This is a genomic window from Aquibacillus salsiterrae, from assembly GCF_028416595.1.
Lineage (GTDB): Bacteria > Bacillota > Bacilli > Bacillales > Amphibacillaceae > Aquibacillus_A > Aquibacillus_A salsiterrae.
The window spans coordinates 40,238-59,845 of record NZ_JAMQKC010000010.1; the positions used below are offsets into that span (position 1 = coordinate 40,238).

Below are 19,608 nucleotides of genomic sequence, written 5' to 3' on the forward strand. Positions count from 1 at the left end.
CCAAAAAGACAAAAGAGGTGTTTTTCCGCGAATAGAGGACAGGTGTGGATTTAGTTTAGTAGTAATCAAAAGAATCTTCAGTAATATGCATTTCGTCAATTTGAAAGAAGAAGCATGAAATGAAAAGTTGAAGATATGGGTATAACATGGTTACTGCAATTTTAAATGAAGCCTTGAAGAGATACATGAAAGTAAGGGCAATAATATTACTAAGTTAATGGAAGATGCCAATGGATGCAGGTTTAAAAAAATTTCAAGAGGCTAGGTAGAGATCTTATTATGAAGGATTCTGCAAAAAAACAACAAAGAAGCCTTACTGTATTAATGGTTATAATACATAGTATTAATTGGAAAAGTGTAAATGTACCAAGAGAAATTAAAACGGGATGTTTAGAAAAGGATCTGAGAGTAAGTCTGAGAGATACAATGTTTAGAGAAGTCGTTTCAAATATTCTTATTCACCGTGAGTTTTCAAATCCTTTTCCAGCAAAGCTTGTGATTGAGAATGAAAGGGTTTTTGTTGAGAATAGTAATAAACCACATGGTAATGGAACTATTGATCCTGGCAATTTCTCACCATTTCCTAAAAATCCTACTATTGCAAAGTTCTTTAAGGAAATAGGTCGTGTAGATGAACTTGGTTCAGGTGTTAGAAATACTTTTAAATATAATAAAATTTACTCAGGAGCAGAGCCTACTTTTATTGAGAGCGATGTGTTTAGAACCATTATTCCATTAAAGCCTAAGCATAGTAGTGGCCAAGCTAGTGACCAAGCTGAACGAACTAACGAAATATTAGAGTTCTGCAAAATTCCTAAAAGCCGAAGTGAGATACAGGACTTTCTAGAAATTAAGAGTAAGCGATACTCTTAAGAACGAAAATATTGAACCCTTTAATTAAAGGTGGATTATTAAAATTAACTATACCTGATAAACCAACAAGTCCTAAGCAAAAATACTATACAGATAATAGATAAACGTGGTGTCAGGCACCAAAAAAAGCAAGATGAGGGGCAAAGTGGAGCATTGGGAGTACAGGACATCAGTCTGTAAATATGGGCATACTTAAACATTCTCTAACGGGACTACCGTCAACTATTAGACGTCATTTATAATTTTATCATTACCTATCATAGGTGTTATTTTGCGCTTAAGAAAAAAAGACAGAAAATAAACAACATTTCCTGTCTCAACCATCACATTTATTGTTTATTTAATGATCTTTTGTATAGGTATTGTTTCCAATGAAATCTCATATAGCATCCAACACAAAAACCTAAAATTGCAATAAATGCAGATGCAGCAACCATAATGGTGAAGACGTAGCCTAAAAGGGTCCAATTCATTAGAAAACTTAGTAATCCCCCAGCGAGACAAATTACCGCAATTTTCTGATTGAATTGCTGCTGATCCCACTCTTCAGGAATATATTGTGCTGGGTTCTTTCTGAAAAACAGCTTAGCTAAACGCATTACAGGATTAAATCCAAAAAATAAACCCATTAAACCTGCTAATAAAGGAATAGCAAGGATCCATTCTTGCTTAGTTATCCAGGTAAACAAGACAGACACCACAATAAACCACTGATTCGTTCGCACAAGCGGAAGAGGAACTGAACGTACTTGACTTTCCATCAAATCCAACCTACCTTGTTTTAAGTATTTAGTTTTAATTTTATTTTATTTATTAAGAAAAATCTATTGGAAAAATTTTACTTCCGGGGGGAACAACGATGGCAAATTTGAAAACAGAGTATCCGCGGCCGCAGCTTGTCCGCGATCAATGGAAAAATTTAAATGGCGAATGGAATTTCTCGTTCGATGATGATCAGGTTGGTTGGTCGGAAAAGTGGTATCAAACGTTTCCTGAACAACGACAAACAATCAACGTCCCATTTGCCTATCAAGCAGCTAACAGTGGAATAGGTGATCCGAGTTTTCATGATGTTGTTTGGTATCACCGTACATTTTCAGTGCCTGCTGATTGGGAGGGTAAAGAGATTATTCTCCATTTTGGTGCTGTTGATTATCGTGCATGGGTGTACGTCAACGGGGAACTAATTACGTTTCATGAAGGTGGGCATACGCCATTTTCAGCAAACATTACTTCGGTCATAACTGGGGGAAATAGTGCTAATCAGCTTGTTGTTCGTGTGGAGGATCCTTCAGAGGACGTAACGATTCCGCGTGGGAAGCAGTATTGGCATGAGCAGTCGGCCTCAATTTTTTACACACGGACAACTGGCATCTGGCAAACGGTTTGGCTAGAAGCGATTGAACAAACGCATTTGGCGAAAATTCGCTGGACGCCAGACATTGATCAAGGTGATATTCAATTAGAAGCCGATATTGCTGGGAAAGTTGGACCGGATACGCTACTTGAAGTAGATATTTCATTTCAAGGGCAAAAAATTGTAGCAGAAACGATAACTGTTTTTGAACACTATCTAAAAAGAAGCATCAACATTCGCAATCGCTTCACCGACCGTAGCAACATTCACGGTCCGGGCTGGTACTGGTCACCAGAGCATCCTAATTTGTTTGATGTTAGCTTGAGGTTGATTCGTGCTGGTAAAGTGAAGGATGAGGTAGGTAGTTATTTTGGGATGCGGAAAGTTTCGATTGATAACGGGAAATGGATGCTAAACAACAAGCCGTACTATCAAAAACTAGTGCTTGATCAAGGTTATTTTCCAGGCGGGTTATTGACTGCGCCATCCGATAATGCTTTGAAACAAGACATTGATCTGGCTAAACAAATGGGCTTTAACGGCGCACGCAAACATCAAAAGGTCGAGGATCCTCGTTACTTGTATTGGGCTGATAAGCTTGGCTTTCTTGTTTGGGGTGAGATGGCGAATTGCTCGGAATATAGTGAATCGGCCGTTCAGCGCATCAGCAATGAGTGGGCAGATGTTATCAAGCGTGACTATAGTCATCCTTCGATTGTTGCATGGGTGCCGCTTAATGAAAGCTGGGGAATCTCTCGTGTTGCCCATGAAAAACAACAGCAAGATCATTCGTTGGCGATGTACTATTTAACGAAGTCATTAGACCAAACGCGACCAGCGTTATCAAACGAGGGCTGGGAGCACACCATTTCCGACATTTGCGGTATTCACAATTATTCCACAGCCGAAGCGATGGAAAAAGCCTATCAAACGACCGAATCAGCTATTCATGCACAACCGGCCAATCGAGCCATTTATGCAGATGGCTTCCATTACCGAGGTGAGCCAATCATGATTACCGAATATGGCGGTATCGCCTATGAAGTTGGTGACAAAGGTTGGGGCTATAGCGCCGTCCAATCAAGCGATGACTTAGTCGAGGCCTACCGCGCCGTTACAACAGCCTTATTGAAATCACCAGTCGTCCAAGGATTCTGCTATACCCAGTTAACAGACGTTGAACAAGAAATCAATGGCTTGCTAACCTATGATAGACAACCAAAATGTGACTTAGACAAAATTAAGCAAATCAACAATCTTTAATAAGGGGCATACCCAATTTCATCAAAATAACGGACAGCTACCTACAGGGGAATTTTTCCTGTAGGTAGTTCTTTTTTTATGAATTAAATGAAATGGTTTCAGAATACGATCAAATGATTAAAGAATTAGTAAAATGATGAGATATTTGTCTGAACAAGAGGCCATAGCGATTAATTATTTCTTAATCGATTGATCCTCTCCAAGGGAGCGAAGGGGATAGATAAAAGACCATGATGTTAGTGTTTATCTTGTAAATACGGGGTGGTCTGGTGGTTCGTATAAGGTTCTCAGTTTGTTTGCTAACATAAATAAAGCAAAAAGAGGAGGTTTATCCTCCTCTTTCCAATTATTCCTCTTATTCCTCGTCACTTTCTTCTTCACTATCTTCGCTTTCATCATCTTCATCGTCACTGTCCGTTTTCTCAACTTTATCGTCGTCACGATTGTTCTGCTTTTCTTTGATAGAATTGTCTGCCTTTACAGCTTTCACTTGTTCTTTATCTGCTTTTTCTTGCTCTTTCTCATCTTCTTCAGCTTTATTTTGTTCTATTTCAGTCATTTTCTTAGCTTTGTTTTGTTCTTCTTCTGCTCGTTCTTCGGCTTCTTCTTCTTCCTTTTCAGCCAGTTTTTCAGCATTCTCTTGTTCTTCTTCAGCTTGTTCGGCGTCTTCTTGTTCTATTTCAGCCTGTTCTTCAGCATCCTCTTGTTCTTCTTTAGCTTGTTCGGCTTCTTCTCGCTCTTTTTCAACTCGTTTTTCGGCTTCCTCTTGTTCTTTTTTAGCTTGCTTTAGTACCTTTTTACTCTTGTCTTCACCATTGACAGCCTTAGTACCATCGTTTGCCGTTTCGCTTGCTTCTTCATCAATTTCTTCAAGCTTCTCGTTTTGTTTTACTACTAGCTCTTCATTAAGTTCAGCAAGTTCATCTTCGTATTCTTCTTGATCAATAGCACCGGATGTTAACTTCTGTTCTAACTCAACACGTTTTTCATCTGAAAGGTCAATTTCTTCCATGTTAGCTAGTTTCTTTTTCATTTTCTTCTCTAGTTTTTCTTGTGCCTTAACAATGTTCTTTTTTAGTGCCTCTTTGGCCTGGGGATTTTCAACTTTATCGAGAGCGGCTGTAATAGATAAAATGTTAGCAGAGAATTTTGCTTCAAGTGCAGCACGAACTGGATCTACTTCAACGTCAGTAGCATCTACCTGACTATCATCATCACCTTCTGTTGCAGGTGACTCTTCTGTTGATTCTGTTTTTTCATATGTTGCTAGTGCTTGTTCTTGTTGCTCAATTGCCTTTTTGAGAATTTCTTCTGCTCGTTTTGCGTCACCACTAGCTATTAAAGCTTCTGCTTCTTTAATGCGTTCTTCTACAAATGAAGCTAACAATTCGGCCTCTTTTACATCATCAAAAGTTAAAGCGAGTTGTAAATTTTCACGAAGAGATTTTAAAAAGTAGAAGAAATCACCAGGAAGTAGAGATGGCTCTTCTTGAGATTCGTTTGAAATAACATCGCCAGTTTCAGCTGTTTGCCCGTCTACTATAGTTGAATCTGCCGTTAAGTCTAGCGAATTAGTTGTTCCTGTTGTATTTTCCACCACTGTCTGTCCTACTTGAACTTGAGTGTTAGTTGGCGGGACATCTTCATTTGCGTAGACTTGGCCAGTTCCTAAAGTAAAAGCAAACGCAGTTGCTATAAAACTTGTAGAAAGTACATTTCGAATAGTTTTGTCAAATTTAAACATAAAAAAATCCCTCCAAAATTTTTTTTAGAATTGGAAGAACCTTGAATAAAGACTAAGTTCGTCGTCATTCTGCATTCTTCAGCGGTTCAGCCACCATAGTTAAAAACCATAGGCCTGTAACTTTGCGTCTCTACTTTTCAGTAGATTTGCCTTTTTCAAATGAGGTACGATTATTATTCGCTCGACATTTATACAATAAATATACTACATAAACCCAGAAGAGGGAATATTTATTATTCTAAATTAGATTTCACGCATGAAAAATATGTCTATCATGGTAGGTTCCAAGGAAGGGACAGGGGGACAGGAACCTTGTCCCTCTTGATTTGTCCCGCATTAACGTGCAGATACCCCCACGTCGGGGACTTTAAGAGAAATGAGAGGTGTAGGTGGGGGAAAACCGGCTCGTAAAAGCCCGATTGGTTCAACTAAATAATCGGTAGGGATGAAGAAACCCCCCACTGAATTGAAGTTTCATTTTATAAGGTAAGAAAGTATAGAGCGACCGAGCATAGGTCATATCTTATAGCGGGTGGGAACCCCGTCAGGTAAGAACTAGCCACTCACCTGTAGCGAACCTTGGAGGATAGGAGGTAACTTCTATCTTTAAGCGTAGGTAGCGAGCCAGTGGGCGGAAAGCCAAGTGGTTGAAGGGACTGAGCCCCGTAATCTTATAAAATGGGAAAGCTGATGATGTTATACTCTCAGAAAGCAACACCTATCCATCGTAAAATGGCCAGATGGAGTAGGTTCCCCCGGGGTCTGAGACCTTGGCACGCTGGACATGGTTAAGATATGGCAACTTGGGAGGTCCTATTCAGTCTTTCTAAACAGGAAAGTATGGCAAACAAGTGATAATAAAGCGAGAATGCCAAATGCTGAATAGGAAGTCGGAGGACTCACATAGTACTGATGATTACAGGTAACACTGGAGGAGGAAAGGTGATGTCCCCCAATCTTTGCTCTTATTGGGGACACATAACTGCACACAGAGGTAGGAAGATTATGAACACAAAACTAATAAGAATAGCTGAATTAGCCAAAACAAATGAAAAGATGAAATTCACATCGTTAGCCCATCTATTAAACGAGGAGGCATTAAAACAATGCCACTATGAATTGATGGGAAACAAAGCAACTGGAATAGACGGGGTGACTAAAGCGGAATATGGCGAGAACTTAGACGAGAATATTAAGAAATTAGTTAATCGACTAAAGAAGAAAAGCTATCGTCCGCTCCCAGTTAGACGAACCTATATCGATAAGCCAGGCTCCAATAAGAAGAGACCTTTGGGGATTCCAGCATACGAAGACAAAATTGTCCAACGTGGAATTGCGAAAATCCTCAATGCCATTTATGAAAATGACTTTCTAGATTCTTCTTTCGGGTTTCGCCCAAATAGAAACTGTCACGATGCACTGAAAGTGCTTAATGTATATATTGAAAAGCGCTACACCAACTATATCGTAGACGCTGATATTAGAAGTTTCTTTGACAAAGTTGACCATAAATGGTTAATGGTATTTCTTGAACACCGTATTGCCGACCCCAGACTTCTGAGGCTAATCGCAAGATTTCTGAAAGCGGGCTATATGGAAGAGGGGAAATGGCTATACACAGATAAGGGAACGCCTCAAGGTGGGATAATTTCACCAATCCTTGCGAATGTCTACCTGCACTATGTACTCGACCTATGGTTTGAAAAAGTCATTAGAAAACAGTGTCAAGGTCAAGCATACATAGTAAGGTATGCGGATGATTTTGTTTGCTGTTTCTCCTATAAAAAAGATGCCGATCGATTTTATCAACTGCTTGAGAACCGATTTAATAAGTTCAATCTCGAGGTGGCAGAAGAAAAGACGAAGGTTATTGCCTTTGGACGCTTTGCTAAAGAAAACTGTAAACGCAAGGGAATAAAGAAACCGAAAACCTTTGATTTTCTGGGTTTCACCCATTATTGCAGCGAGAGTAAGGATGGCAGCTTTCGGGTGAAACGTAAAACAAGTAGGAAAAAGATGCAGGCAAAATTAAACAAGAGTAAGGAGTGGCTTAAAGCCAATCGAACGAAAGGAACATCGTTCATTATGGAGCGAATGACAAGGTCACTAACTGGGTATTACAATTACTACTGTATTACAGATAATGTGCAGGCAGTCAACAACTACCGATATGAATTAAGTAAATTGTTATTTAAGTGGCTGAACCGAAGAAGTCAGAAAAGGTCGTTTACATGGAAGAAATTCAATTTATTCCTTAAACGATTTCCTTTACCTAGACCAAGAACTAAGGTGAACATCTATGAACTTCGAAGCCATATAAGCTATATTCAGTGAAGGAAGAATGGGAGGAGCCGTGTGCGATAGTACCGCACGCACGGTTCTGCGAGGGGGCTATGGATGTGAATCCTAGCCCTACTCTACAAAAAAAAATCCAAGAATGGATAATATTCAGCGACAGCCACGTCAAGCTTCAGCGCCCTGCGCTTTTCTTATTCTATTCCTTTTGGTTAAAATCGACTTCAAAGCCGAGGTCTTCTAGCATTTGTTGGTCTTTTGTCCTTGCTTGGCCAGCTGTTGTTAAATAGTCACCAACAAAAATTGAATTGGCAATGTACAGACCTAATGGTTGTATGCTTTTTAAGTTGACTTCCCGGCCGCCTGAGATTCTGATTTCCTTAGTAGGGTTGATGTACCGGAATAATGCCAGTATTTTCAAACAATCGCGTGGGTTTAGTTCATTTGTTCCCTCTAACGGAGTTCCGTCAATGGCATGAAGAAAATTGACGAGAATGGAATCTGCGTCGAGCTGATGTAGAGTCCGTGCCATGTCAATGATATCCTGTTTTGTTTCCTTCATCCCCACTATAACACCAGAGCATGGGGATATTCCGGCTGCTTTTGCTTTATTGACCGTTGCAACTCGGTCCTCGTATGTATGTGAGGTTGTGATGCTCGGGTGATGGTTTGCTGAGGTATTGATATTATGGTTATATCGGTCAACACCTGCTGCCTTTAACCTTTCCGCCTGACCTGGCTAGAGTTAGCCTAAACATGCGCAAACTTTAATAGGGTAATTTTGTTTTATTTCCTCAACCGCATTAGCGACAGTTTCCAATTCACGATTGCTTGGTCCTCTTCCGCTTGCAACGATGCAATAGGTACCAACACTTGCATGTACTGCTTGAGCTGCACCTTTTAGCAATTGTTCTTTGTTGATCATCGTATATGTTGCGATTGGTGCTTGCGATATTGCTGATTGTGCACAATAGCTGCAGTTTTCCGGACATAAACCAGATTTAGCGTTAATGATCATATTGAGCTTTACTTTGTTACCGTAATAGTGGCGTCGTAGTTTATAAGCCCCATCTACGAGCAACAAAAGCTCTTCATCTTGACAATTGAGGATTGTTAGCGCTTCATCATTTGTGATTTCATTCCCTTTTAAAACCGCATCAGCCATTAACGACCAATTAGTAGTCATAGTTGTTCCTCCCTACTCAGTTTTTTAATAAAATAGGCTAAACTACTCCTTAAAAAGAAACGGAACTGCTTGTCCACTTGGTATTGATACTTTTTTGCAATCTTAGTGCTAGTAAACCTGCAAAGCATGTAAAAAGGATATCTTTCGGAATGGGGACTAACATCCAAGTTCGATTTAATATTTTCTTAGTTTCAGAGAATTTTCATAAAAGAAACAAACAATTATGTCAACCATTTAAACTAATTAGTTAACAACTAAAGTGCATGGGCGTTTCTTTTACTTTTAGGAAGCGGAAGAAACATCTCTGCGTTTAAACGATTAACAACTATAATAGAACAAATTGATAATTTATTTTACAAGTTGCCTGATTCTTTTAAAAATTTGTATGGTCAAGTATAGTCTTGTGAAATATTTTGCTTTGTAGTAACATTAAATCAAAGGTTTTTATAAAACCTTATCGCGAGTTATTTCCTTGTTGAAACCATATTCACTAAGAAATGGAGGGATTATATCGAGGGGAACAGTGATTTGATATTGGTACGTATAACTTATTCGCTTACTTCTTCGTCGGCAACTTTGAATTATTAAAAAGGTTTTATCACATCAAAGATATCCATTAAAAAGAGAAATAACAACCAAAACCCAATGTCGTAAACTACTAATCAAACTCACTTTTTTGTTCATTCCTTTATGGATGTAAAACATGTATGCGCTTTCGTTAGGTAAATTAGAGAGGAGCAAGAATAGAGATGAGAAAATATGCTAAAAGATTAATATCTATTTTTCTAATTATGTTGTTGGTCGTACCAGGTAGCGTTTTTGCTAAGCAACAACAAAGTAATTCCGAACCGCTAGAGTTTAGAAATGCTTCTGTTCACGATCCGTCTATCATTAAAGACCCTGAAACTGGAAAATACTATGTTTTTGGTTCTCACATTGAAGGGGCTAAATCAACGGACTTAGTGAATTGGGATAAATTTACGAATGGATACACTACACCGAATAACCAAATTTATGGTGATTTATCAGCAAACCTTGCTGAATCATTTGAATGGGCAGGAGAGGATGATTCAGACAGCGCTGGTGGCTTTGCGGTGTGGGCTCCGGAAATTTTTTGGAATAAAGATTATGTAAATGAGGATGGAACACGTGGTGCATATATGATCTACTATAGTGTGTCATCCACTTACATCCGCTCAGCAATCGGTATAGCGGTGTCGAAGAATATTGAAGGCCCGTACGAATACGTAGATACGATTATGTATTCAGGGTTTACTAATAAGGATGCTTATGATCGAAACAGTGATGTTAATAAAAACTGGGAGAATACGAATATCGCAGACCTTATTGATGAAGGTGTATTTGATGAGGCTAATCCGGAATGGTTTACTGAGGAAGGTAACTTTAATAATGCGTTATACACAAACGCAATTGATGCGAATATCCTTCGTGCCAAGAATAATAAGTTATATATGACGTATGGTTCGTGGTCTGGTGGAACATTTATTCTAGAACTAGATAAGAAAACTGGACTTCCAATATACCCAGGCGAAGATGGAATAACGGAAGACGGTAGAATGATTGATAGATATTTTGGAACAAAAATTGCGGCTGGTTATGGCAGGTCTGCTGAAGGAACTTATGCGGTATATGATAAGGAAACAGGTTATTATTATCTATACATTTCTTATGGTGGTTTAGCATCAGATGGTGGCTATCAAATGAGACAGTTTCGATCTGAAAACCCCGATGGTCCATATGTGGATGCAAAGGGAAATCCTGCTGTTTTTCCTGAGTCATTTGATATGGGGGTAGGGAATTTTCCTGGTAATGATGACCATAAAGATATTGGTAACAAAATGATTGGGAACTTCTTATTTAAAAGAGAACTTGGTGAGCCTGGCACAGGAATAGGTACCGGTTATCTATCACCGGGTCATAACTCTTATTTAATCGATGAAGAGCTTGATAAAGAGTTTATCGTTACACATACTCGTTTCCCACAACAAGGGGAGATGCACGAAGTACGAGTTCACCAAACGTTTAAAAATAAAGATCAGTGGCCTGTTCCAACACCATATCGTTATGCAGGTGAAACGATTAAAAAACTTTCAGAAAAAGATGTAACGGGTGACTATAAGTACATTAACCATGGCAAAGAAATTACGAGTGAACTGACTGAGTCAACATGGGTGAAATTAAATAAAGATCATACCATTTCTGGTGCTGTATCGGGTACATGGAAACTCTATGGTAGTTACCGAGCAGATTTAACGATTAATAATAATGATGGTTCACAAAGTACTTACAATGGAGTGTTTATTCGCCAATATGATCCTACTTCTCAAAGCTGGGTAATGACGTTTAGCGCCATGTCAGATGAAGGGGTTGTAATTTGGGGTAGTCATGGGCAAACTTCATCGGACCAAGAAGTAGTAGATGCTATCAAAAACGAATTAAATACCAGTTTCCCGGAACAGGTGATTAATGACTTGACGCTACCTACTGAGGCAACTAAAGGTGCCCAAATTTCATGGGAGTCATCTAATCCAGAAGTAGTTTCTACAGACGGAATAGTGACAAGGCCGAGTCCTGAGTCTGGTGATGCGGAGATAAACTTAGTAGCTACGATAACATTGGGAGATGTTAATGATACGCTAACGGTAACTTTTACCGTGATTGCAGAAGAAGAAGGCGGTTTAGCGGCTTACTATGACTTTAATGGTAGTTTGTTCGATAATTCTGGAAATGATAAAGGGAAAGCAATTGTGACTGGAAACCGCCTAGATAATACTGGTGGAACTATTACATTTGCTGATGGTGTTGTAGGGCAAGCTGCTCAATTTGACGGGGATTCTGGCTTGCGTTTAGCTGATGGTTTGATTACAGATAATACGTATTCAGTGTCGTTGTGGGTAAAGCCAGAACAAATCACTCAGTTTACAACTACATTCTTCGGTGCAGAAAGTGTAAATAATTGGATTAGTATAGTCCCGGAAAGTTGGGATAGAAACACAATGGTTTGGTCGCATAATGGTGACAGGTGGTATGATGCAATAACGGGGATCTCTATTCCTGTAGGTGAGTGGTCACAGCTTGCTCTTACAGTGAATGAAGGTGCGGCTGTCTTTTATATTAATGGAGAAGCCAAGTTTTCGGGTGGAGACTTCCCGGATGTATTTAACTCCGTTGACTCTGTTTTTGGCTTAGGTGTAAACTATTGGGATTCTCCTTTCAAAGGATTAATGGATGAAGTTCGTGTCTATAATGGGGTTGCCCTTCCTTGGGATGAAGTGCTTTCCCTATACGAAAATCCGGATGGGTTAACACCTACTGAATAGATGTTTTAAAAAGCGCAGGGACTGTTCTTTTGCTTCTAGGAAGCGGATGATGAGTCCCTGCGCTTTTTTTTCACTTCAATAGACACCAATCACCTCCTCCCACCTAATTATAAGAGTGAAAGGAGGTGATTGGCATGGCAGTTTCAACTAAGGTTGACTCAAGGCTTCAATTAGTTTTTGAAAATGGTGTTGATCCTGTGTCAGGTAATATGACTTACAAGAACAAAACGTTTAACAACGTGAAAACAACAGCAACACCGAATCAATTACTAGCTATTTCGGAAGCGCTTATTCCTTTACAGTCATTGACACTATTTTCAATTAGACACAATGACAGCGCAATAATCACCGCTCAGTAATACTTGACAGGTAGTAAGGAAGGAGGTGAACAAGTTTGAAAACACTAGAATTAAAGTTTGGTAACCAAGAGGATAAGGTTGTAACAGTTTCTCTTGAGAACCCGGTGGAGCCAGTTGACGCTGTGGCAGTAAATGCAGCGATGGACGCAATCATTACACAAAATGCTTTTTTCTCATCAGGTGGTGATTTGGTAACTAAAAAGAGTGCTCGTATCGTGGAACGAAACGTAGCAGATATCCAGCTATAAGTATAAAGGGGGCGGGTAAGAAACGCTCCCTTTTCTACTATTAAAATAAGAGGAGGAACAGATATGGAGGAAGCGTGGCTCTCTCTAGTTACGGATGTTGGCTTTCCGGCAGCGGTGACGTTTTACTTATTGCAGCGCGTCGAAACCAAATTAAATACACTGAACGAATCCATTCTTTCTTTACCAGCACGATTGAAAAATTAACAGGTAAGGGGAACAGGTTTGTGTTCGATTCATAGGAAATATTTGGGGGGACAGTAAACCTGTCCCCGAAACTACTGACCTAGACAGGAGGCTTTGAACCATAGCCAATCTCGTTTTATGTGTATGATGGTTTGTTATTGGTTATCCTAATAAAGCAAGGTTCTTTTACATTTTAATCCATCTTATTAGGACGCATCATTTAACGTGAAAAGAGGGAAAGCGATGAGTTACTGGACATCTATCCTCCCATTTTTAATTATTATCCCAATCGCTGTGTGGACGAAACAAGTATTACCAGGACTTGTAGTGGGCCTATTAGTTGCTTCCTATATCAAGGAACCATCACTAATTGGCGGAATGGAAACGATGACTTCCTATCTGACTGCTAATTTAGCACAAGAGCCGAAGATTCAAGTCATTGGCTTTTTGTACATTTTCACAGGAATTGTCAACATGATTGAAAAAACAGGTGGGATTAAAGGTTTTATTGAAATTGCTGCAGACAAGGTAAAAACACAAAAACAAGCTATTCTATTAATTTGGATTACTTTAATTGGAACGTTCGTATCACCTAGTTTACGAATTGTTACGATTGCTCCAATTATGAAAGCAATGCGCGAGCGGTTAAATTTAACGAAGGCTCGGGTTAGTTTCGTCATTGAGGCAAGTTCGTTACCGGTTATTGCCTTAATTCCAATTGCAACGGCCTTTGTCGGGTTTATGACATCGACCATTGATATTTCCATTAAGGACATTGCTCCAGGGGAAGATCCTTATTTATATTTCTTAAAAAGTATTCCCTACAATTTTTTTGCGTTCGTAACGATTATATTGGCAGTAGTTTACAGTATCGTCAACCATCCGAAGCTTGCTCTGTACGGTGAGAGTGTTCCAACTACAAATCCAGTGGAAAAGGATGGTGATAAAGAGAATCGGTTAGATGAAACGGTCAAGGGCAGACCGGCAAATTTAATCATTCCTTTAGCGCTAGCTCTTACCCTATCGATTTTCCTCTCATGGTGGGATGGTTACCAGCAAACCAAACAATTTTGGCAAGCCTTTATCGCAGCAGATGCTACGAAAGCAATGTTTGTCGCGATTATCATTACATTATTACTGACCTTTATTCAGTTTATGTTGCAAAAATGGCCACTACCAAAACTGCTTGCTTACTTTTTTGAGGGTGGTAACAACTTAATGTCTGCCTTCATTCTGTTTGCCCTTGTATGGGGCTTATCAGCGGCAACAAGTGACCTCGGTCTTTCTACATTTATCACTTTTTCAATGGGCTGGATTCCAGATGTACTCATCCCACCAATCACTTTCATTTTAGGCTCGTTGTTGGCCTACTTTGTTGGTTCGACGTGGGGATCATGGGGACTCATCATGCCGATTGGACTATCGCTGGCAGACGTTTCTGGAAACTCGCTTCCTTTAATGATCGGAATTGTTTTTGCTAGCGGAACATTTGGTGGGTTGATTTCGCCACTAAGCGGTACAACGATTACCATTGCCAAAATAATGGATTTAGATATGATGGGCTATTCCAAATATAAATTGAAACATACGTTGATCCCGTTCATCCTTACAACCGTTCTTTACGGTGTATTTACATTTCTATTTTAAAAGATAAAAAAGTATAAAAAAAGCCAATGGCTGTCTAGCTTCAGTGCCTAGCAGCCCTGAGGTCATTAGTCAATCCTTTTTGTGGCAAAGACCGCCGCGTCAGGGTTTGTCTTATGCCTGCCTTAGTCTAGGCGCTAAGGAACACTTCTAAGAATAGACATCGCAGAAACAAGTGGTTTTTTGTTTCGAAGGCGCGACTTGCGCTTTTGTTCATATTACGATTTCCATGTGGGAAGAGGGTTAAAAATAGCTCTCTTCTATTTGCTTTGATAGCAGGGAGATTGATTTATTTTGGCATTTCCTCTACTAAAGATTAATAGAGTGGTTAGGCTCACCTATTATCTGTGTGCTTCCTGCTATTTTTCCATCTACTACACTTCCTCAAAAACCGAGGCATGAAAGCCATTAAATGGTCATAGGATTTTTAATGAGGGGGCTTTTATATTATGAAGTATATGGTTGTTAGTTTCTTTATGCTTATCTTCATTATTGGTTTCACGATGGTATATTTGAGTAAAACAGATGAGACAGACAAACCAAAGACTGATCAACGGAAAGATAATGAGGTAATCGTCAGTATGCAGGAGGGAAGCAAAGAGGCTAACCTCTTGCTTACTTTTGGTACTTATTGAAGGAAAAGAAAAGGAGCTCAAGAGAATCGTCCCCACGCTTCCATTCAAAAAAAGGGGTTTATCTTCATTGATTTCGGGTAAGTACAGAGTACATACATTTTTAACAATCATTGGAGGTTGGAAAATTGGAATCCTTTTTATCAGAAATCAGTGAAGACTTAGCGTTAATTAATGTGGATCCACGAGACAAAGATGAGGTCCGGGCTGCAATTTGGCTTACTTCGAGGTTAGATATACACGCTAATACAATCATCAATGCATCGGTGAATTTGTCGGAACCTTCAGATGAGATGGAAAATATTAAACGTTTTGAAGAGAAGCTTGCTAAATTACCTAAATTACAGCAAAAGGTTATCTTAGAAATGATTAAAAATGACTTTAGTGATGAAGATTTAAAGCAGTTATTTTATGTGAGTGAAACGGAATTACCGCAATTTAAAGAAATCGCATGTAAGCGGTTACGTGAATTGGATTTATAAATGGGGCAAGGGGACAGTAAACAGGCCTGTCCCTGTGCCCCATGCCACAACTATTCTCTTCTTACTTTACAGCGTCCTTCAACGCTTTACCTGGTTTAAATGCTGGGACTTTGCTTGCTGCTATTTCAATTTCTTCTCCAGTTTGTGGGTTTCGGCCTTTACGTGCAGCTCTATCTCTTACTTCAAAGTTACCAAAACCGATTAACTGTACTCCGTCACCGTTAGAAAGTGATTCTGAAATAGTTTCAAATACCGCATCAACTACTTTACCTGCATCTTTTTTTGACAAATCAGAAGCTTCTGCCACTTGATTTACTAAGTCTGTTTTATTCATTTTAAAATCTCCTCCTGCAATATACGTACATTAACTTTTTAACATAACGTCATTATATAATCAACAAATAACCACAGGTAGGGGGCTTCTTTTTCGTATTCAGCCTCCTGCTTCCCCCTGCTTACAGTAATTCGCAAAAGTGGAAGCGGCCTTTTTCGACTATGTCTCCTACCGTAAAGTTTATTTTTTTATCGAATAGGGGGCCGGTGAAGGTGAATGTATGGAACTCTCCGTTTTCACCGCACACATCGACATGTTCCGGAAGTTGTTGGATGAATGAATCATCAATGGTTCGACCGAGAAAATCATTGGATAGCTTTTCCGAATCAATACATGTAGTCACCGTCTGAAACCCTAGCGATAGAAACTCTTTAACCAACTGCTCTGTTGGCACACCCCAAATAGGAAAGACTGCTTGCATCTTCTGCTCGTTGATTAATTCCTCTCGATAAGCCCGTACGTCTTCTAGAAAAATATCCCCAAACATAACGGTTTCAATACCGTCCTTTTTCATTTGCTTTAACTGTTCAGTCATTCTTTCCTTGTAGATGTTGTGTGAACTTTCCTGTGGAATGTACATTTTTCTTAACGGAATACCAATACTTTCCGCTTGTTGTTCAAGTAAAGCTTCACGAACCCCGTGAACGCTAATTCGGTTATACCCTTCTGTTATCGTCGTAAATAACGAATCCACAATATAGTTATCTTCTTGTAAAAGCTTATAGAGTGCGAGTGTACTGTCCTTGCCACCGCTCCATGAAACAGCTATTTTTTCTTTCATCTGCTAACACTACCTTTCTATGATCATCTTTGAATGTTCTCTTGTCCAAGCCATGCCCTATTTGTCTAAAATAATTTGTGGAACGTGTGCTAATTTTGGATGATTGATGACAATTGGCCTTGTCTCATAAACAGAAGCAATCACATCTGCATCGATTACCGACGCTGGTGGCCCGATTTTTTTGATGGTTCCTTGTTTCAAAAGTACCAACCGGTCACAGTACATCGACGCAATGTTTAGGTCATGGAGGATGACTACAACCGTCAATTGTTTTTCTCTTTGCCACGCCTTCACGATCTCCATCATTTGTAGCTGGTAGCCGATATCTAAAAAGGTGGTTGGTTCGTCGAGCATCAAAATCTTCGGTTCTTGTGTAATCACTTTTGCTAAGGCGACTCGCTGCTTTTCCCCTCCGCTTAAATGGTCAACTAACTCCTGTTCTAAGTGCTGTAAATGTAACCGATTGATGGTTTCTGTTACGATATCCTGTTCTGGATGCTTGCTTGTCTGCTCGGTTCCTAACCAACTTTGATACGGATACCTTCCCATCTCGACAATTTCTCGAACGGTAAATCCAACAGAAGGGAGCGGGTCTTGTTGTAGCACAGCAATCTCCTTTGCCAGTTCCTTTTGTTTATACGTTGAAATACTTTTGTCGTGTAGTTGAACTGTACCTGTTGTTGGTGTTTCAGCACCAGATAAAAGCTTCATCAGTGTTGATTTTCCACTACCATTTGGTCCAATGATCCCTACTATTTCACTACCCGCAATCGATAAATCTATTGATGCAAGCACTTGTCGTTGCTCATATTGTTTTGAAATATTGGTTGCAACAATCATAGGTTAATTCCCTTCTTCCCTTTTTTTAATAAGTAGGCGAAAAAAGGAGCACCTAATAAAGCTGTTACAACACCTAACGGGATCTCTTTAGGCATTAGTGCCATTCGTGCAATCGTATCGGCCCACAACACATAAATAGAACCAACAACGACCGATAACGGGATGATGAGCCGGTAATCTGGACCAACGACCAAGCGGATTAAATGGGGAACAATCAGGCCGACAAAGCCGACAACACCTGCAACTGAAACAGCTGCTGCCGTAAGCAATGTCGAGGTAATCAACACGGTCATTTTTGTTCGTTCGATGGCAACCCCTAAATGAAGTGCTTGTCTTTCGCCGAGTGCAAATAAATTGAGTGCTCTTCCTTGGGTTAGGAGAATAATGATTCCAATCAACAGGTAGGGGGCCATCATCTGTGGATATTCCCATCCGCGCATCGTTACACTGCCCATCATCCAAAAAATAATTTCATTTAATACGGTGTCTGACAACGAGACCATTAACGAAATAAATGATCCTAGGAATGCTTGGACGATGACTCCTGATAAAATGAGTGTCTCTTTTTGTAGTTGTCCATTCCTCATCGCAATTTTGATAACAACGAACAAAGTTAACACACCAGTGATAAAAGCTACTACCGGAATCGAATATTTTCCAAACAGAGCGGACTGTAGGCCAAATAGAATAATGAAGGCAGCTCCGACTGATGCACCGGAGGAAACACCTAAAATGTAAGGGTCTGCTAACGGATTTCTTAAAATACCTTGAAACCCTGCTCCTGCAACCGCGAGGGCAGAACCTACTAAAATCGCTAACGTAATTCTTGGTAATCTAACATTGATGACGATTGCTTCTGTTACTTCATTTCCTTTTCCGAGTAAGGTTGACCAAACGTCATTAATTGGGATCATCGACGAACCAATCGATAAGCTTAATATAAATGAAAAAAGGAGGAGCAGAGTTGCCCCTCCTCCATAGAGAAGTAATTTTTTAGTCACTATTCTGCTAACTCCGGATGAATAGCTTCAAATATTTCGATTAAACTATCGGTAATACGTGGCCCTACTCGGCTTGCTTTATTGGAGTCAATGCCAATCACTTGATCATTTTTAACTGCATCAATGACTTCAAAGCCGTCTCTTGTTGTGATTGCTTCTTTATTGTCCTCGGTTACTCCGTCTTCCCCAGACGTAAACAGGATAACTTCTGGATTTCGATTAATCACTTCTTCTGGATTAACTTCAAACCAACCTTCTACGTCAGCAAAAATATTTTCCCCACCTGCTAACGTGATTAAATCATTGGCAAAGTCGCCTGTACCAAAAGACCACCCTGCGGAAAATTCTGCGTATACCTTCTTAGGCTCGGCATTCGCAACCTTTTCTTTTACATAATCAATTTTTTCCGTCATTTCTTTTGTTACTGCTTCGGCTTGTTCTTGGTTGTTAAGAATTAATCCAATTGTTTCGATCGATTCGATAACGTCTGTGATTGACCCAGGATTGGAGCCAAATACGGTTAACCCTTGGTCTCTAAGTTCTTGTGCAACGTCCGCTTGGAGGCCAGCATTGATAAATACCACATCAGGCTGGAGGGCAATTAATTCTTCGACATTTAAACCGGAGTACGTGCTACCTAGCTTTGGTAAGTCTGCTGTTTCTTTAGGAAAATCGGAATAATCATCAACAGCTAACACTTCTTCCCCTGCACCTAAGGCAAACAATACTTCCGTCTCACTAGGGATTAAGGAAACTAGTTTTGTAGGTTCTGAATCAAACGTAACTTCCTCTCCTGTTGCATCCGTTACAGTAAGCGGGTACGTTGTTTGGTTATCCGATTGTTGCTCCTTGTCTTCTTGTGTGTCCGTGCTTTCTTCTGTGTTTTCTTCTGTCTCTTGCGTCGTGTTGTCTTGTATAGTTTCCTTGTCTGATGATTCTGCGTTATCACCAGTGTTACATCCAACTAAAAATAAAGCTAGAAGGAATGCCAGTACTAGTGTAGAAGCTTGTTTCCATGTTGTGCTCATTTTACTCTCTCCTTAAG

Annotated in this window: 18 protein-coding genes, 1 pseudogene and 1 riboswitch; of the genes and pseudogenes, 11 read left to right on the forward strand and 8 right to left on the reverse strand. The window is 39.7% G+C overall.

Annotated elements, in window-relative coordinates:
* The first annotated feature begins 279 nt into the window (after positions 1 to 279).
* Both NC799_RS11655 and NC799_RS18435 read left to right on the forward strand, forming a co-directional pair.
* A complete protein-coding gene (locus NC799_RS11655) occupies positions 280 to 873 on the forward strand; it encodes an ATP-binding protein (RefSeq protein ID WP_272446619.1) in 594 nt (197 codons plus the stop codon).
* 11 nt (positions 874 to 884) lie between these two features.
* Positions 885 to 977 (forward strand): Fic family protein, encoded by a 93-nt coding sequence (locus tag NC799_RS18435; protein WP_417006680.1) that lies wholly within the window; start codon positions 885 to 887, stop codon positions 975 to 977.
* A gap of 225 nt (positions 978 to 1,202) precedes the next feature.
* Here NC799_RS18435 and NC799_RS11660 read toward each other — a convergent pair whose 3' ends face one another.
* Positions 1,203 to 1,634: a DUF4395 domain-containing protein gene (locus tag NC799_RS11660; protein ID WP_272446620.1), complete on the reverse strand. Its 432-nt coding sequence runs from the start codon at positions 1,632 to 1,634 to the stop codon at positions 1,203 to 1,205.
* 98 nt (positions 1,635 to 1,732) lie between these two features.
* Here NC799_RS11660 and NC799_RS11665 point away from each other — a divergent pair, with 98 nt between their 5' ends.
* Positions 1,733 to 3,493: a glycoside hydrolase family 2 protein gene (locus NC799_RS11665; protein ID WP_272446621.1), complete on the forward strand. Its 1,761-nt coding sequence runs from the start codon at positions 1,733 to 1,735 to the stop codon at positions 3,491 to 3,493.
* 355 nt (positions 3,494 to 3,848) lie between these two features.
* On the opposite strand, the gene NC799_RS11670 is transcribed toward NC799_RS11665, so the two are convergent.
* On the reverse strand, positions 3,849 to 5,237 hold the full coding sequence (locus tag NC799_RS11670; RefSeq protein ID WP_272446622.1) for a DUF5667 domain-containing protein: 1,389 nt from the start codon (positions 5,235 to 5,237) through the stop codon (positions 3,849 to 3,851).
* A gap of 77 nt (positions 5,238 to 5,314) precedes the next feature.
* A riboswitch (cyclic di-GMP riboswitch) is annotated at positions 5,315 to 5,398 on the reverse strand.
* A gap of 844 nt (positions 5,399 to 6,242) precedes the next feature.
* Between NC799_RS11670 and ltrA the strand changes: the two genes are divergently transcribed.
* The gene (gene ltrA / locus NC799_RS11675; protein WP_272446623.1) at positions 6,243 to 7,571 is read left to right on the forward strand and encodes a group II intron reverse transcriptase/maturase; all 1,329 of its coding nucleotides are present in this window, start codon (positions 6,243 to 6,245) and stop codon (positions 7,569 to 7,571) included.
* 160 nt (positions 7,572 to 7,731) lie between these two features.
* On the opposite strand, the pseudogene bioB reads toward ltrA, so the two are convergent.
* Positions 7,732 to 8,718 (reverse strand): annotated as a pseudogene (gene bioB / locus NC799_RS11680) (biotin synthase BioB).
* Positions 8,719 to 9,467: 749 nt separating this feature from the next.
* Between bioB and NC799_RS11685 the strand changes: the two are divergent.
* The 7 genes from NC799_RS11685 to NC799_RS11715 all read left to right on the forward strand — a co-directional run bounded on the left by NC799_RS11685 (position 9,468) and on the right by NC799_RS11715 (position 15,607).
* Entirely contained in the window at positions 9,468 to 12,059 is a 2,592-nt protein-coding gene (locus NC799_RS11685; protein WP_272446624.1) for a lipocalin-like domain-containing protein, read from the forward strand.
* Positions 12,060 to 12,193: 134 nt separating this feature from the next.
* Positions 12,194 to 12,418 (forward strand): DUF1659 domain-containing protein, encoded by a 225-nt coding sequence (locus NC799_RS11690; RefSeq protein ID WP_272446625.1) that lies wholly within the window; start codon positions 12,194 to 12,196, stop codon positions 12,416 to 12,418.
* 35 nt (positions 12,419 to 12,453) lie between these two features.
* A complete protein-coding gene (locus NC799_RS11695; RefSeq protein WP_272446626.1) occupies positions 12,454 to 12,666 on the forward strand; it encodes a DUF2922 domain-containing protein in 213 nt (70 codons plus the stop codon).
* Between the two features lie 63 nt (positions 12,667 to 12,729).
* Positions 12,730 to 12,870 carry a YvrJ family protein gene (locus NC799_RS11700; protein ID WP_272446627.1) on the forward strand — a complete coding sequence of 47 codons (141 nt, stop codon included), beginning with the start codon at positions 12,730 to 12,732 and terminating at the stop codon, positions 12,868 to 12,870.
* Positions 12,871 to 13,092: 222 nt separating this feature from the next.
* Positions 13,093 to 14,496 (forward strand): Na+/H+ antiporter NhaC family protein, encoded by a 1,404-nt coding sequence (locus NC799_RS11705; protein WP_272446628.1) that lies wholly within the window; start codon positions 13,093 to 13,095, stop codon positions 14,494 to 14,496.
* A gap of 446 nt (positions 14,497 to 14,942) precedes the next feature.
* A complete protein-coding gene (locus NC799_RS11710) occupies positions 14,943 to 15,128 on the forward strand; it encodes a hypothetical protein (RefSeq protein WP_272446629.1) in 186 nt (61 codons plus the stop codon).
* A 125-nt stretch (positions 15,129 to 15,253) separates the two neighbouring features.
* The gene (locus NC799_RS11715) at positions 15,254 to 15,607 is read left to right on the forward strand and encodes a hypothetical protein (protein ID WP_272446630.1); all 354 of its coding nucleotides are present in this window, start codon (positions 15,254 to 15,256) and stop codon (positions 15,605 to 15,607) included.
* A 61-nt stretch (positions 15,608 to 15,668) separates the two neighbouring features.
* Here NC799_RS11715 and NC799_RS11720 read toward each other — a convergent pair whose 3' ends face one another.
* The 5 genes from NC799_RS11720 to NC799_RS11740 form a co-directional block, all read right to left on the reverse strand.
* Entirely contained in the window at positions 15,669 to 15,941 is a 273-nt protein-coding gene (locus NC799_RS11720) for an HU family DNA-binding protein (protein ID WP_272446631.1), read from the reverse strand.
* A 121-nt stretch (positions 15,942 to 16,062) separates the two neighbouring features.
* Positions 16,063 to 16,722: a Dph6-related ATP pyrophosphatase gene (locus NC799_RS11725; protein ID WP_272446632.1), complete on the reverse strand. Its 660-nt coding sequence runs from the start codon at positions 16,720 to 16,722 to the stop codon at positions 16,063 to 16,065.
* 57 nt (positions 16,723 to 16,779) lie between these two features.
* Positions 16,780 to 17,562 carry an ABC transporter ATP-binding protein gene (locus NC799_RS11730; RefSeq protein WP_272446633.1) on the reverse strand — a complete coding sequence of 261 codons (783 nt, stop codon included), beginning with the start codon at positions 17,560 to 17,562 and terminating at the stop codon, positions 16,780 to 16,782.
* The gene (locus NC799_RS11735) at positions 17,559 to 18,563 is read right to left on the reverse strand and encodes a FecCD family ABC transporter permease (protein WP_272446634.1); all 1,005 of its coding nucleotides are present in this window, start codon (positions 18,561 to 18,563) and stop codon (positions 17,559 to 17,561) included. The genes NC799_RS11730 and NC799_RS11735 overlap by 4 nt, the downstream gene beginning before the upstream one ends.
* Complete coding sequence (locus NC799_RS11740; RefSeq protein WP_272446635.1) at positions 18,563 to 19,591, reverse strand: ABC transporter substrate-binding protein; 1,029 nt, start codon at positions 19,589 to 19,591, stop codon at positions 18,563 to 18,565. Before NC799_RS11740 ends, NC799_RS11735 begins: the two co-directional genes overlap by 1 nt.
* Between the last annotated feature and the right edge of the window lie 17 nt (positions 19,592 to 19,608).